The organism is Neobacillus sp. PS2-9 (assembly GCF_030915525.1).
Lineage (GTDB): Bacteria > Bacillota > Bacilli > Bacillales > Cytobacillaceae > Neobacillus.
Window position 1 is genome coordinate 901,826 of sequence record NZ_CP133269.1, and the last position, 15,071, is coordinate 916,896.

Genomic DNA, 15,071 nt, shown 5'->3' on the forward strand with positions numbered 1-15,071 from the left:
CCTCAATTAATTGTAATATATGAAATAATTAGTAAGTTGATTGAAAAGGAAAATCTATTTTAAATAGCTTTTAGCTATGTTATAATCCACATGGTACGATTGAAACTATGTATGTAAAATTGATTGTTAAATAGATAACTAACTTACATGTGACTTAATGGTTGCGAAATTTTGCCTGTTTCATGGTGTAAGAGATAGGCTAACAGTTCCGGGGAGGATCATGATGATTTACATCACCTTAATATTATGCTTTATTAGTTCCATACTTCTTACGCCTTTAGTTAAGAAACTTGCTTTTAAAATTGGGGCAACTGATCGCCCAAATCATAGAAAAGTTCATCAGAAAATTATGCCGCGTCTAGGCGGACTTGCTATTTATTTAAGCTTCATTATTGGTATGTTAGTCATTCGTCCAGGAGGACAATTTGCTACTCCTATTATTATCGGAAGTATCATCATTGTTGTTACTGGAATACTAGATGATATTATGGAGCTTTCGGCGAAAGTGAAATTTATTGCGCAGATTGCTGCTGCGGGGATCGTTGTTATTGGGGGCGGCGTCCATGTTCAATTTATCAACCTGCCTTTCGGGGGACAAGTTGAATTTGGTTACTTGAGTATTCCTTTGACCATTATCTGGATAGTGGGTATCACGAATGCCATTAATCTGATTGATGGTTTGGATGGCCTTGCTGCGGGTGTTTCATCTATTGCTCTAATTACCATTTCAGGAATGGCTATTATTATGGGTGATGGATATGTAACGGCTGTTGCGTCAATCGTACTTGCAAGTACATTAGGATTCTTAATTTACAATTTCCACCCAGCCAAAATCTTTATGGGTGATACAGGGGCATTATTCTTAGGTTATATGATATCGGTATTATCATTATTAGGCTTTAAGAACGTAACATTGATTTCTTTTATCGTTCCAATCATTATTCTTGGCGTACCAATTTCTGATACATTCTTCGCGATTATTCGTCGAATTGTAAATAAAAAGCCATTATCAGCACCAGATAAATCTCATTTACATCATTGTCTTCTTCGAGCTGGTTTCACTCATCGTCAGACAGTTTTGATGATTTATGCGATGGCAGCATTTTTCGGACTTGCGGCGATTATCTTTTCTCAAGCTAAACTCTTGGGTGGCTTCTTCTTCATTGTCATCCTGTTGATTATGATCGAATTGTTCGCTGAAATGATTGGACTGGTCGGAAAGAACTACCGTCCATTAATTAAAATGATGCGCGTTCTACTAGTTACAAGCGTACGAAATAGATAATAATATACGAAAAGCCTGGCCAATCATGGTCAGGCTTTTTTTACATAATAAAAAACCGCTTCACGTGATGTGATGCGGTTTTCAGTTTTGTTATTAGTTATTTTCTTCTGTGCTATCTGTATCAGAATTAGAACCTTCACTATCTGTGCTTGTTGTAGTTGAATCTGAAGAATTAGTACCAAGATGTGCCTTTAAAATGTTCTTTGTTTCTTCAAGACTCTCATCATCGAGCTTATAATAGTAAATTCTATTAATATAGGCATCTTCACCTTTTAAGTTTAAGGTATCGATTTTTAATCCGCTTCCGGCTAAACCATAATCCATTAATGATTTTATATCTTTAAAAGACATATTTGTTTGCATATTGTCACCAACCGCTTCAATCACATCCGTGTGTTTTGAGAAGGATTGGATAGATAAAGCTTTTTTCAAGATTGCTTTTATGATTTCCTGCTGTCTCATACCACGCATAACATCTGTATCCTTATGACGTGTTCTTGCTAGAGCAAGCGCTTGTTCACCATTTAATGTTTGGAAACCTGGTTTTAATCGGATTGCGTCATGATGATCCTCAGAATCTTTTTCAGAAATGGCATATGGCACTTCAACATCAATTCCATCTAATGCGTTAACTACATCAATAAAAGCGTAAAAGTTTACTTTTACATAATAATCAATCGGGATATCAAGCATTTCCTGCACAGTTTCAATCGTCATTTTTGGTCCACCATATGCGTGAGCATGAGTAATTTTATCAAATTTATCTTTACCGGGAATATACACATATGAATCACGTGGGATGCTCAAAAGTTTTACTGATTTTTCCTTAATATTTAAGGTTGCCACTAGGAGTGCATCTGATCTAACTGCATCACCATAGATTTTCTCCCTGCTTTTACTAGTATCTACACCAATCAGTAAAATAGAGATGTTATCCATACTCGGGTCGACCTTTACTTCACGTTTAGAAGCTACATCTACCGGCTTATATGATTTATTTACTACTGATTCTGCTTTTTTTAGAATAAAAGTTGCGTAAGCTGTGCCACCTAATGCAACGATTAGTAGTGGGAGAATAATCCACATAAAGAAACGCTTTTTTCGACTCTTTCTCTTTTTTTGGCTCATTAGATGAGTACGTTGGAATTCGGCCATATAATTTCTCCTTTAAGTTATCATTATCACTTTTGTATTTTTATTAATTTAATATAGACCAACTTTCATTTTACCGCTTTTTACTATATACGTAAATTGAAACTTTGTGTCGAAGTTTGAAAATATGATTCTTCTATAATATTACAAACTTTGCATGTCTTACTATATGTATAGACGAAAGGTCCCCTGTATTAGTTACATGCTATATTACTAAAAAAATGTACTGTATTTATTGAGAAAATATAAAATTCTAAAAATTAAATTCAAATTAAATTTACAAACTACCTACAAAATACCAACAAATTATTTACAAAAAAGACTATCAATCTTTTGGAAAAATTAGTAGAATAGTCTTGCAATACAAATATTTTTGTCGAAGGGCGGAAAAAGTGTGAAGAGACAGATCAAACGAAGCATGAAAAGACGAATGCTTAATGGTTCTCTAGCTACTGCGCTAGCACTTACAGTAGTTCCATTGAATATTTTCCCGCAGTCTGCAAAGGCTGAAGGAATATCTGGTAATTCTGCAACACTACGAATCTTAGAAACGACAGACTTACATGATGCTGTAATGGCTTACGATTATTATCAAGACACAGATAAAGGTGTCAACTATGGTCTAGCAAAAACGGCAAGCTTAATTTCCCAAGCAAGATCAGAGGTTGATGCTAGTAACTCTATGTTGTTCGACGCAGGTGATTTGCTACAGGGGAATCCGATGGCAGATTATGTTGCTAAAGTTAAGCCTTTAACTGAAAATGATACACACCCAATGTTCAAAGCTATGAAAGAATTACAATATGATGGCGGTATCGTAGGTAACCACGAGTTCAACTATGGATTAGGCTTCTTAAATACTGCTTTAAAGAATGCTCCATACCCAGTTGTAAACGCTAACATTTATAAAGTTGATGGTGACAATGATCCAACAAATGATGAAAATTATTTCACTCCATACCAAATTATCCCTAAAAAGATCAAGGATAAGAACGGTGTTGAACAAACAGTTAATGTTGGTATCGTAGGTTTCGCACCTCCGCAAATCCTTCAATGGGATAAGGATAACCTAGCAGGCAAAGTAATTGTAAAAGATATCGTTAAAACTGCTGAGAAATATGTAGCTGAAATGAAATCAAAGGGTGCTGATGTAATCGTAGCGATTGCGCACTCTGGCTGTGACGTGACAAACGAAGGTCAAGAGGATGCAGAAAATGCAGTATTCTCACTAAGTAAAGTATCAGGCATCGATGCCCTATTATTCGGACATGCACACTATGCATTCCCAGGCGGTAAAGAGTTCCACGTTGGTGGAAAGCTTGATCAACCAGATTTACCAGGACTTGATAACACGCAAGGTACAATCAACGGTACACCTGCAGTTGAAGCTGGATTCTGGGGTAATAACTTAGGTGTTCTTGACTTGGAATTAGTACAGCAAGAAGATGGCACATGGAAAGCGGATCGTACGAAATCTAAATCAGTCACTAAGCCTGTTACAGCTGATACTGTAGCTGATGAAAAAATTGTTGATTTAGTGAAGGATGAGCACCAAGCAACACTTGATTATGTACGCGGAAAAATTGGTGAAACTACTACATCAATGTACAGCTACTTCTCACGTGTAATGGACGATCCAACTATCCAAATCGTAAACAATGCTCAAGCTGATTACGTGAAAAATTGGATTAAAACGAACAAACCTGAATTAGCAGATATTCCTGTTATTTCTGCTGGTGCACCTTTTAAGGCAGGCCGACAAGGTGCAACTGATTATACAAATATTGCAAAAGGTGATCTTTCTATTAAGAGTGCCAACGACCTTTACTTGTATAACAATACATTAAAAGCAGTTGAGTTAACTGGTGCTGAAGTAAAAGAATGGTTAGAAATGTCAGCATCACAATTTAATCAAATTGATCCAAACAAAGCTGACGCTCAAGAATTAATTGATTATGGCTTCCAACCATATAACTTTGATGTTATCGATGGTGTTAAGTATCAAGTTGATGTTACTAAGCCAGCAAGATACAATTACCTTGATGGAACAGTGAAAAATGCTGATTCTCACCGTATCATTAACTTCACTGATATGGATGGAAAAGCAATCGACCCTGATAAGAAGTTTATTGTTGCTACAAACAACTATCGTGCAACTGGCGGTGGTAACTTCCCAGGAACTAAGGGCGGAAAAGCAACAATCGTTGTAGATTCTCCATTTGAAAACCGTCAAATTCTAATGGATTACATTAAAGAGCAAAAAGTGGTTAATCCAGTAGCAGACAATAACTGGAAAATCGCTCCTGTTGGAGGAGTTGCTAAAACTCTAACATTTAAATCTTCACCAGCTGCAAAAGATGTATTAACATCTGCACCAAGTGTGAAGGATGTTGGGGCACTTCCTGATGGTTCAGGCTTTGAACAGTATGCTCTTGATCAAAATGTTCACGTTCAATTACTAGGAATCAATGACTACCATGGTCAGCTTGATACTTGGAGATCGATTAAAGACAAAGATGGTAAAGTAGTAGATTACTCAGGTGGTATTGAATGGTTAGCCGCTTACTTGAAAGATAGAGAAGCAGCAAACCCAGCTAATACCCTAATGTTACAAGCGGGTGACCTTGTAGGAGCTAGCCCACCAGTATCTGCATTATTGCAAGATGAGCCAACTATTCGTTTCATGAATGAACTTGGTTTTGACGTAGGTACAATAGGTAATCACGAATTTGACGAAGGCGTAACAGAAATGAAGCGTCTAATCAATGGCGGTGACAACGAAAAAACTAAGAAATATGAAGAGAAGTATGGCAAGTTTACAGGTTCAACTATGGCTTATACTGTTGCTAACGTAGTCGATGAAAAAACAGGTAAACCTATCTTACCTCCATATGCTATTAAAGAAGTAGATGGCGTCAAGGTTGGCTTTATTGGTGTCGTAACGAAGGATACACCATTAATTGTTACTCCAGCAGGTGTTGCAGGTGTAAAATTCACTGATGAAGTTGAAGCAATTAATACAAATGTTATTGAATTGAAAAAACAAGGTGTTAAAACAATCGTGGTCCTTGCTCACAATCCTGGTTCATCCAATACTGATGGCTCAAATGCTACTGGACAAGTTGTTGATATGGCTAAAGCAGTTGATCCTGAAGTGGATGTAATCTACGGTGCACATGACCACAAATATCTAAATACCAATGTCGATGGAAAAGTATTAGTTCAATCTTGGTCTTACGGCACTGCATTCTCTGATATTGATTTAACAATTGACCCTGTTACAGGCGATGTAGTTAAGGATCAAACGAAAGCAGAAGTAGTAGACACGCTTCATAGCAAAATTACTGCTGATGCAAAAATTAAGGCTGAATTAGATGGGTACCAAGAAGATATCAAACCAATCGTTAGCCAAGTTGTTGGTTCTACAAAAGATGGAATCAGTAAGGATGCAAATGAAAGTGGTGAATCACCACTAGGTAACTTAATTGCTGATGGTATGCGTAAAGTTACAGGAACACAGCTTGGATTTATGAATTCAGGTGGTATTCGTAACCCGCTTCCAGCAGGAACTATTACATGGGGAGATTTATTCAAGGTTCAACCTTTTGGTAACGACTTGGTCACTATGACAATTACAGGTGAGCAAATCAGAACCTTCTTAAATCAACAATTCCAAGCACCACCAAGCTATAACAAAATCATGGCAATTTCAGGTTTAAAATATACTTGGTCTGATGATAAGCCATATGGTGAAAAGGTTCTTGATATCTACCTAGAAAATGGTAAGAAAATCGATCCGCAAGCTGAATACAGCATAACAGTTAATAACTTTATGGCTGATGGTGGCGACGGATTTGCAGTTCTTAAATCCGGTAAAAACCGCGTAACTAAAATGACAGATTTAGATGGTTTTATCGAATACTTTAAATCATTACCTCAACCTGTTACTTCATCAATTGAAGGCCGTATCCTAAAAGTTAGTGGCCAAGCGGTGCAAACTGGCTGGGTACAAGAAGACGGCAAATGGTTCTTCTATAATGAAGATGGTGTAATGCAAACTGGCTGGGTTAAATCTAAAGGTAAATGGTACTTCTTAGATAAAAACGGCGTAATGCAAACTGGCTGGTACAAAGAAAATGGCACTTGGTATTATTTAGATGCAGTTAACGGTGATATGAAACTTAACTGGGCTAAAATAAATGGTAAGTGGTACTTCTTCAATGTCCACGGAGCAATGCAAACTGGTTGGGTTAAGGATGGTACGAAGTGGTATTTCCTTGATCAAACAAACGGTGATATGAAATCTGGTTGGGTATTCACAGGCAAGAAGTGGTATTTCCTTGCTTCTAGCGGTGTAATGAAAACTGGCTGGGTATTCACTGGAAGCAAGTGGTACTACCTAAAAGCTGATGGTAGTATGGCTGCTAACACAACGATCGGTGGATACAAATTAGGTAAAGATGGAGCATGGATTAAGTAATCTATGCACCACTGAAAGAGGTAATTCCTTAGGGGATTGCCTCTTTTTTTGCAAAAATATACTCAAATGGCTTTCTGAATTTATTTGTATTTTTTCCGTTTATTACTATCCTTTAATTGTTTTCGTTTTGCTAATAATGGACAAACTGAAAAACAAGGAGGATGTTTAATGCTGTATCTTACCTTGATAGTATGTTTTTTTGTCTCCATTCTTATTACTCCACTTATAAAAAAACTCGCCTTTCGCATTGGCGCGACAGATCGTCCAAATCATCGGAAAGTTCATCAGTCGATTATGCCAAGGCTAGGTGGCTTAGCTATATTTATTAGTTTTATGGTAGGTATCTTCCTATTAAGACCAGATAACCCATACTCAATTGGCATCTTCATCGGCTGTCTGTTCATCGTAATTACCGGTTTTTGTGATGATTTGTTTGAATTACCGGCAAAGTATAAACTTCTCGGTCAATTAGCAGCGGCGTGCTCGGTTGTGTTTTTAGGTGATTTGCAAATGGTGTTTATTAACCTTCCATTTGGTGGTCAGCTTCAGTTTGGGCTTTTAAGTATTCCATTTACGATCCTTTGGATTGTTGGGATTACGAATGCCATTAACTTAATTGATGGACTCGATGGGCTAGCAGCAGGGGTTTCGTCCATTGCCTTAATTACCATTTCTGGAATGGCAATTATTCAAGGGAATTTTTACGTGGTGGCAGTGGGGTCAATCGTCCTCGCAAGCACGCTAGGCTTTTTAATTTACAATTTTCATCCTGCCAGTATTTTTATGGGGGATACAGGAGCTCTTTTTCTAGGTTTCATTATCTCTGTTCTTTCACTATTGGGTTTTAAGAATGTAACTTTTATTTCCTTTGTTATTCCAGTTATTATTCTGGGCGTTCCCATATCCGATACCTTATTTGCGATTATCCGGCGAATTATCAATAAACAGCCATTATCAGCACCTGATAAATCCCATCTTCATCACTGCATGCTGAGAATGGGCTATTCCCACCGTCAGACCGTGTTACTAATTTATGCCATGGCTGCATTTTTTGGACTTGTCGCAGTCATTTACTCCCAGGCCAGAATTGGTGGAGCTCTTTTCTTAATTGGGATTGTCGTCCTAACTATTGAGATTATTGCTGAAAAAATTGGTTTAATGGGAAAGGACCATCGTCCATTACTAAATATGGTTCGAACATTAAAAATGAGTACGGCAAAAGGTCGATCATAGTAAAAGGGACTCAAAAATGAGCCCCTTTTCGTTTTTTTTCCCAATTGCCTTCTTTCTAAAGACCTACTATAATCCACAGTAAGACATACCTGTTTTACCTTGAGAAATCTTCTTCTAGATAAATTGTATCACCTTTAGTTAATGTGCATTGGCCGTTCGTTAGTTCTACCATCCAATCCATAAAGTTTTGGACCTGACTTTCATCTACGAACGTTTCAACTTCAACCACATCCAAATAGTGAATTTCTTTTATGGTGAATTCGGAGGCACGCAATTCCTTTTCAATTTTTCCTAGCCAGGTGTAGTCAATTTTCACATGGATAATCTGTGAAAGTCTTCTTTCGACAATACCAATTGCGTCTAAGCCTTCGGATGTCGCCTTTCCGTAAGCACGGATCAGGCCACCTGCACCTAATTTAATACCACCAAAATAGCGGGTTATGACAACAACGGTGTCTTTTAGCTTTCTTTTTTTCAAAACTTCAAGAATAGGTACGCCTGCTGTTCCACTTGGCTCACCATCATCATTAGCCTTTTGAATGTGATCATGCTCACCAATGAGATAGGCTGAACAGTTATGTGTAGCATTCCAATGTTGTTTCTTAATCGCCTGAATGAAATCCTGTGCTTCCAACTCCGTTTCAGCTCTGTTAATATGTGCAATAAAACGGGACTTTTGAATGTTGATTTCATGTTCTCCTAATGTTTTTACAGTATAATATCGAGACAGCATGTAAGGGCTCCTTTCCTTAAAAGAAAAAATATAAAATATTGCTGTAATATACCTTTAATATGGTAGTAAAGTTCGAATGTTATAATAGGCCTAGTGGGTGAAATACTTTTCTATTTTATTAAAGTATAGTTTAATAGGAATAAAGCAGTAAAAATAATATTAATATTATACTACTTTCAGACTCATATTGAGGTTTCTAGAAAAGTTTTTTATTGGTTTATTCTAAAGTTTGTTAAATAAAGCGTAAGGCCTAAAGGGAAAAAATCCCGGAGGAATGTGATGAAAATTAAGCAAATTGATATGAAATCGATTGATGAAATTCGTGAAGAAATGATTGATACCGTCACCTGTAGTAAAAGTGATATTTTTCGTATTGGTGAGAAATGCCGTCATGACTATGAGAGCATGACAAATGAATTAGCTAATATTAAGCAAATGATGGTTAAGCTTATTGAAGAGGGAGACCAGTTGGAAGAACAGGTCAAAGAAGCACGTTTGACTCTTTCAGAGGTCAGTATGAATTTTAAACACTATACTGAGGAAGAGGTTCGTGAAGCCTACGAAAAAGCACATCAGTTACAAATGGATCTATCGATTAACTGGCAGTATAAAAAACAACTGCTTGATAAAAGAGATGATCTTGAACGAAGACTTATTGGATTAATTGATACGATTGATCGTGCTGATCAGCTTATTTCACAAATTTCCGTTGTTATGAATTATTTAACCAGTGACTTAAAACAAGTCGGTGAAGTATTAGAAGATGCTAAAGCAAAGCAAGACTTCGGTTTGAAAATAATTGAAGCGCAAGAGGAAGAGAGAAAGCGATTGTCACGGGAAATACATGACGGTCCAGCACAGATGCTTGCCAATGTTATCATGCGCTCGGATTTAATTGAGCGAGTCTTTCGCGAAAAAGGCCCAGATGAAGCTTTCTCTGAAGTCAATAGCTTCAAAAAAATGGTGCGTTCAGCACTATATGAGGTGAGAAGGATTATTTATGACCTACGTCCAATGGCACTGGATGATTTAGGTTTGGTACCTACCCTCAGAAAATATCTACAAACAATCGAAGAATATCATAAGAATTCCAAAATAACATTTGTGAATTTGGGCCTAGAGCGCAGGCTTCCAACTAAGTACGAAGTCGCGTTGTTTCGAATGATCCAAGAATCCGTTCAAAATGCGCTCAAGCACGCGAATGCCTGTGAAATCAAGGTGAAACTAGAAATAACCAACAATGATATCACCGTGCTCATTAAAGACAATGGGGGAGGCTTTGACACCTCTATTAAGAAACCTGAGTCTTTTGGAATGATTGGCATGAGAGAGCGGGTTGACTTGCTTGATGGAGATATCACCTTTGATTCAAAAATAGGCAAAGGGACAGCAGTATGGATTCGAGTACCATTGACCAATTAAAAAAGAAGATTCGTTGACTGAAAAAATATTATTACTGAGAAGGATTAGGGGGAAATGAGAATGTCTACTAAAATTGTCATTATCGATGATCACCAACTATTCAGAGAAGGCGTTAAAAGAATACTTGAGTTTGAAAAATCATTCCAGGTTGTAGCAGAGGGCGATGATGGCAGTGAAGCATTAGGTCTAGTGCAAGAATACCAGCCTCATGTTGTCATTATGGATATTAATATGCCCCAAATGAATGGGGTCGAAGCAACCCGCGAGCTAGTAGAAAAATACCCTGATACAAAGGTTATCATTTTATCCATTCATGATGATGAGAATTATGTCACACATGCTTTAAAAACAGGAGCATGTGGCTACTTATTAAAAGAAATGGACGCGGATGCCCTGATTGAAGCAGTTCGGGTTGTGGCAGATGGAGGATCCTATTTACATCCAAAGGTTACTCACAATCTAGTCAATGAATATCGCAGATTGGCAGCTGGCGTTTCCGGTAGTGGCGGTGGCTACGTACCAACACATGAAATTCGCCGTCCATTGCACCTGCTAACTCGTAGAGAGTGCGAAGTGTTACAAATGCTTGCTGATGGTAAAAGTAACCGTGGAATCGGTGAAGCCTTATTTATCAGTGAAAAAACAGTGAAAAACCATGTGAGTAACATTTTGCAAAAAATGAACGTTAACGATCGTACGCAAGCAGTAGTCGTTGCTATTAAAAATGGCTGGGTAGAAGTAAGATAATAGACTTTTAGTTTTATAGTAAGTAGGGCATGCTTTGTTAGCATGTCCTATTTTTGTTATATAGCTCCTTTTAATAATGCAATTTTCCTCACTTTCATATAAAATAGACATAATGTTAGGAATGAATAATCACTCATTATTTTTAATGTGAGCGGCATCATGAAGGTTCGAATTGTAGTGCGATCGTACCGAACAGTTTAAAAAGACAAGGATGGTAACTAATATATGAAAACGGCAGTTGTCACGGATAGCACCGCCTACATACCGAAGGAATTACGAGAGAAATTTAATATACATATGATCCCGTTACATGTCATATTTGGTGATGAAGTATATCGGGAAGAAGTGGATCTTCATGCAGGCGAATTTTACGAAGAGGTAAAGACGAAAGAGCTGCCAACTACCTCCCAACCACCAATTGGTCAGTTTGTTGAATTATTCGAACGATTAGCCCAAGAGTACGATGCAGTTATTAGCATCCATCTATCAAGCGGAATAAGCGGTACATATCAAGGCGCTGTCACGGCCAGTACGATGGTTGAGGGCATTGAGGTATATCCGTTTGATTCAGAAATCAGCTGCATGGTACAAGGTTTTTATGCCATTGAAGCTGCAGAGTTGGCGGCACGCGGTAGAGATGCTGCGTCCATTATGAAAAGGCTTGAAGAAATGAAAAAATCGGCTCGTGCCTACTTTATGGTCGATGACCTCGCACATCTTCAGCGAGGTGGGCGTCTTTCAAGTGCAAAGGCATTTATCGGAAGTCTGCTACAGGTAAAGCCGTTGCTACATTTTGAGAACAAGGTGATTGTTCCGTTTGAAAAAATCCGAACCCGTAAGAAAGCATTGAAACGCATGGTCGACCTGCTAGGCGAAGATGCCTTACAAGGTGGGAACTATCAAGCCGTTATTATCCACGCCAATCGTGAGGAAGAAGCAAAGGAGTGGCGGACAGAATTAGCCGCCATGTATCCAAACGTAGATTTTTCTATTGGTTATTTTGGTGCAGTCATCGGTACCCATCTAGGAGAAGGATCCATGGGGATGGGCTGGATGAAAAAATAAAATGCTTTAATATGCTGCCATTCCGGCTTCAGGTCGGAATGGTTTTTATTTTTTATACAAAGGTAATATAAAACGGAGTTTGGGTGAATTATTGTGAGAGTTGGCGGAAATACGCTATGAGTTGGCGGAATACCAGTCCAAACGCGCGGAATCCCCATGCTAGGATGCAGCAGCGAACATGATCAAAACTAGTTTTGTATTTATAGTAATTGGTCACTTTATTGAGTCTTGGCGGAATTATTGAGAAAGTTGGCGGAAATACGCTATGAGTTGGCGGAATACCTCAGAAAACTGGCGGAATAAGACAGCAGGTTGGCGAAATACCAGTCCAAACGCGCGGAATCCCCTCCTATCCAGCCAAATATTTCAAACAAAAATAAAAAACTTTCGACAATTAAGAAGGAATTTTTCCAGCATTTGTAGAAATTTATCAAAAAAAAAGAAAAGGAGTGACGATACAATTGGTTTTAAAAGAACTTCCTTTACCGCTGAGACTCATATTGACAAACATAGTAAAGAAACGGTTAATAAAAGGTCATAGTAAACATTCAATTTTAGAAAAAGATCTGGCTAAACGTTGGGCAGGATACTGGGGTGAAGTTGCCCTATCTAATTACCTCAAAGAACTCCCTCAAGAAAAATACTTCATTTTTTATGATCTCCAATTAAAACACAATGGTGTTCACTTCCAAATTGATGCGTTACTAATTTCCCGTACTCATATCCTAATTATTGAAGCAAAGAATATTATTGGGATTTTACAGTTTGATAATGTATTCAAACAGCTTATTCGAATCAACCATGATGGCACTGAAGAGTCCTTTGAGGATCCACGTGTCCAAGGTCAACGTCTTCAATCTCTTTTAAGGGGCTGGATGAAGTCACATGGCTGCGATTTGCTGCCGGTTGATTACCTAGTTTTTTTTAAGAGTGCGACCAATACAATACTGAAAACCACCTCCAACGACAAAACGGATTTAAATAAAATATGCAAAGGAAGAGACCTATTTAATAAAATTAACGCACTGGAGCAACGATTTAAGAAAGAACTGATTGATATGGAGGCACTTAACCATATAGGAAACTTACTCTTAAGCCATCATAGTCCAAAGGAAATAAAAATTTTAGAAGAGTACAAGCTTACAGGAAAAGAGATTCTTAGTGGAGTATGTTGTCCTAATGAACAATGCCTTCATACACCTATGGAATATAAAAAAGGAAAGTGGGTTTGTTCGAAATGCCCCCTAACCTCGAAAGATGCCCACATAGACGCACTTAGTGATTACTATTACTTAATTAAGCCAACCATTACTAACTCAGAACTTCGAATCTTTCTTAATCTCCCTACAAGTGATACGGCTCAAAAAATTCTTCAAAGATTAAAATTACAAGTTACAGGCAAAACGAGAGATCGAATCTACCACCTGCGACCCAATGAGGTGAAACTATGCGTTTTATAGTAAAGAATGGACTGATACTCCCAGACCTCACAAACGATGAATCCCTTCCCATCTCCAAAATTCCAACGATCCCTCATCCGCCGCTCAATCCACTATTCGCCTATAATCCCGATCTACAAAAGTTACTAAGTGGCAAACAACTTCTCCTTGAAGATCTCCCAATACATCTCATCGACATACAAACTCATTATCAAAATGGCTATATAACCTACCGAAAAGGGATTGAAAGAAGCGGAGACAAGTTCATCTGTACTCGGTGCGGAAATAAAGACCAGCAAAAGTTTGCATCCTATCCATGCTCGAGGTGTGGAGAACAGTGTCATTATTGCCGCCACTGTCTTATGATGGGGAGAATTAGCGAGTGTACACCGCTTATCGGCTGGTGTGGCCCTGAACCTGACATACCGCTTCCTAAAAACATCATGGCCTGGAACGGAAAGCTTTCAGCTGGCCAATTGACTGCTTCAAATCATGTGGTAGAGGCTATTTTGCAAAATCAGGAGCACTTGATATGGGCCGTTTGTGGAGCCGGTAAGACAGAAGTATTGTTTGAGGGCATAGAGGCAGGCATCAAGGCTCTTAAAAGGATCTGTATTGCAACTCCAAGGACAGACGTTGTACTAGAACTCACGCCCAGATTAAAGGCAGCCTTTCCAGAACTGACCATTGCCTCCCTGTATGGTGGAAGTGAAGACCGCCACTTATTCGCTCCCCTTACCATTGCGACTACACATCAACTGCTTCGTTTTTACCATGCTTTTGATGTCATTATTTTAGATGAAGTCGACGCGTTCCCTTACACTGTGGAGAAATCCCTCCAGCATGCTGCCATCCAGTCGCGTAAACCCAATTCAGCCATGATTTACTTAACTGCCACCCCAAATGAAAAATGGCAAAGAGAATGCCGTACTGGGAAAAGAAATTTTACTACCATTCCAGCGAGATTTCATCGTCATCCACTTCCGGTGCCAGAATTTGTTTGGAGTGGCGATTGGCAAAAATTACTCAAAAAAGACAAGCTTTCAGCCGTTGTGCTTCGTTGGATAGAGAAACGTCTCCATGCAGGCAAACAGGTGTTACTATTTTTCCCTCATATTCCTTTAATGGAAAAAGCATTAAACATCCTTCAGAAAATTAATACTGAAATTGAGGCCGTACATGCTGAAGACCCTGAAAGGAAGATGAAGGTTCAACGCATGCGAGATAAGCAAATCCCCTTACTCTTAACGACAACGATTCTAGAGAGGGGAGTCACTTTCCCAAATATCGATGTGGCCGTTGTTGGGGCGGAGGATCCTATTTTTACAGAAAGTGCTCTTGTCCAAATTGCTGGAAGAGCAGGAAGAAGCAAGAATCATCCTGATGGAGTAGTCACTTTTTTTCATTACGGCAAGACCGAAGAAATGCTAAAGGCAAGGAAGCAAATTATCTCCATGAATCGGGAGGGGAAGAAAAGAGGTTTGCTTGATTTATAAAGGGGTATACAAAAGAAAG

10 protein-coding genes are annotated in these 15,071 nt (G+C 38.4%); 8 read left to right on the forward strand and 2 right to left on the reverse strand.

Features of this window, described 5'->3' with window-relative positions:
* Window positions 1-223: 223 nt before the first annotated feature.
* Window positions 224-1,285: a glycosyltransferase family 4 protein gene (locus tag RCG25_RS04385; protein ID WP_308084094.1), complete on the forward strand. Its 1,062-nt coding sequence runs from the start codon at window positions 224-226 to the stop codon at window positions 1,283-1,285.
* 93 nt (window positions 1,286-1,378) lie between these two features.
* Here RCG25_RS04385 and RCG25_RS04390 read toward each other — a convergent pair whose 3' ends face one another.
* Complete coding sequence (locus RCG25_RS04390; protein WP_308082469.1) at window positions 1,379-2,440, reverse strand: LCP family protein; 1,062 nt, start codon at window positions 2,438-2,440, stop codon at window positions 1,379-1,381.
* 391 nt (window positions 2,441-2,831) lie between these two features.
* Here RCG25_RS04390 and RCG25_RS04395 point away from each other — a divergent pair, with 391 nt between their 5' ends.
* Window positions 2,832-6,917 (forward strand): bifunctional 2',3'-cyclic-nucleotide 2'-phosphodiesterase/3'-nucleotidase, encoded by a 4,086-nt coding sequence (locus RCG25_RS04395; protein WP_308082470.1) that lies wholly within the window; start codon window positions 2,832-2,834, stop codon window positions 6,915-6,917.
* Window positions 6,918-7,085: 168 nt separating this feature from the next.
* The gene (locus tag RCG25_RS04400; protein ID WP_308082471.1) at window positions 7,086-8,150 is read left to right on the forward strand and encodes a glycosyltransferase family 4 protein; all 1,065 of its coding nucleotides are present in this window, start codon (window positions 7,086-7,088) and stop codon (window positions 8,148-8,150) included.
* Between the two features lie 94 nt (window positions 8,151-8,244).
* On the opposite strand, the gene RCG25_RS04405 is transcribed toward RCG25_RS04400, so the two are convergent.
* The gene (locus RCG25_RS04405; protein WP_308082472.1) at window positions 8,245-8,883 is read right to left on the reverse strand and encodes a YigZ family protein; all 639 of its coding nucleotides are present in this window, start codon (window positions 8,881-8,883) and stop codon (window positions 8,245-8,247) included.
* Between the two features lie 279 nt (window positions 8,884-9,162).
* Here RCG25_RS04405 and RCG25_RS04410 point away from each other — a divergent pair, with 279 nt between their 5' ends.
* The 5 genes from RCG25_RS04410 to RCG25_RS04430 all read left to right on the forward strand — a co-directional run bounded on the left by RCG25_RS04410 (window position 9,163) and on the right by RCG25_RS04430 (window position 15,052).
* The gene (locus RCG25_RS04410) at window positions 9,163-10,305 is read left to right on the forward strand and encodes a sensor histidine kinase (RefSeq protein ID WP_308082473.1); all 1,143 of its coding nucleotides are present in this window, start codon (window positions 9,163-9,165) and stop codon (window positions 10,303-10,305) included.
* 60 nt (window positions 10,306-10,365) lie between these two features.
* A complete protein-coding gene (locus RCG25_RS04415) occupies window positions 10,366-11,052 on the forward strand; it encodes a response regulator transcription factor (protein WP_308082474.1) in 687 nt (228 codons plus the stop codon).
* 225 nt (window positions 11,053-11,277) lie between these two features.
* Window positions 11,278-12,117 (forward strand): DegV family protein, encoded by an 840-nt coding sequence (locus RCG25_RS04420; RefSeq protein ID WP_308082475.1) that lies wholly within the window; start codon window positions 11,278-11,280, stop codon window positions 12,115-12,117.
* A gap of 461 nt (window positions 12,118-12,578) precedes the next feature.
* Window positions 12,579-13,577, forward strand: coding sequence for a nuclease-related domain-containing protein (locus tag RCG25_RS04425; RefSeq protein ID WP_308082476.1), 999 nt, complete (start codon window positions 12,579-12,581; stop codon window positions 13,575-13,577).
* Entirely contained in the window at window positions 13,565-15,052 is a 1,488-nt protein-coding gene (locus RCG25_RS04430) for an ATP-dependent helicase ComFA (protein ID WP_308082477.1), read from the forward strand. Before RCG25_RS04425 ends, RCG25_RS04430 begins: the two co-directional genes overlap by 13 nt.
* Window positions 15,053-15,071 lie beyond the last annotated feature (19 nt).

What these genes read in the sequence shown, in the direction of transcription:
- RCG25_RS04385 (WP_308084094.1), top strand. Translation starts at nt 224, where the DNA reads ATGATTTACATCACCTTAATATTATGCTTTATTAGTTCCATACTTCTT.
- RCG25_RS04390 (WP_308082469.1), bottom strand. Translation starts at nt 2,440, where the DNA reads ATGGCCGAATTCCAACGTACTCATCTAATGAGCCAAAAAAAGAGAAAG.
- RCG25_RS04400 (WP_308082471.1), top strand. Translation starts at nt 7,086, where the DNA reads ATGCTGTATCTTACCTTGATAGTATGTTTTTTTGTCTCCATTCTTATT.
- RCG25_RS04405 (WP_308082472.1), bottom strand. Translation starts at nt 8,883, where the DNA reads ATGCTGTCTCGATATTATACTGTAAAAACATTAGGAGAACATGAAATC.
- RCG25_RS04410 (WP_308082473.1), top strand. Translation starts at nt 9,163, where the DNA reads ATGAAAATTAAGCAAATTGATATGAAATCGATTGATGAAATTCGTGAA.
- RCG25_RS04415 (WP_308082474.1), top strand. Translation starts at nt 10,366, where the DNA reads ATGTCTACTAAAATTGTCATTATCGATGATCACCAACTATTCAGAGAA.
- RCG25_RS04420 (WP_308082475.1), top strand. Translation starts at nt 11,278, where the DNA reads ATGAAAACGGCAGTTGTCACGGATAGCACCGCCTACATACCGAAGGAA.
- RCG25_RS04430 (WP_308082477.1), top strand. Translation starts at nt 13,565, where the DNA reads ATGCGTTTTATAGTAAAGAATGGACTGATACTCCCAGACCTCACAAAC.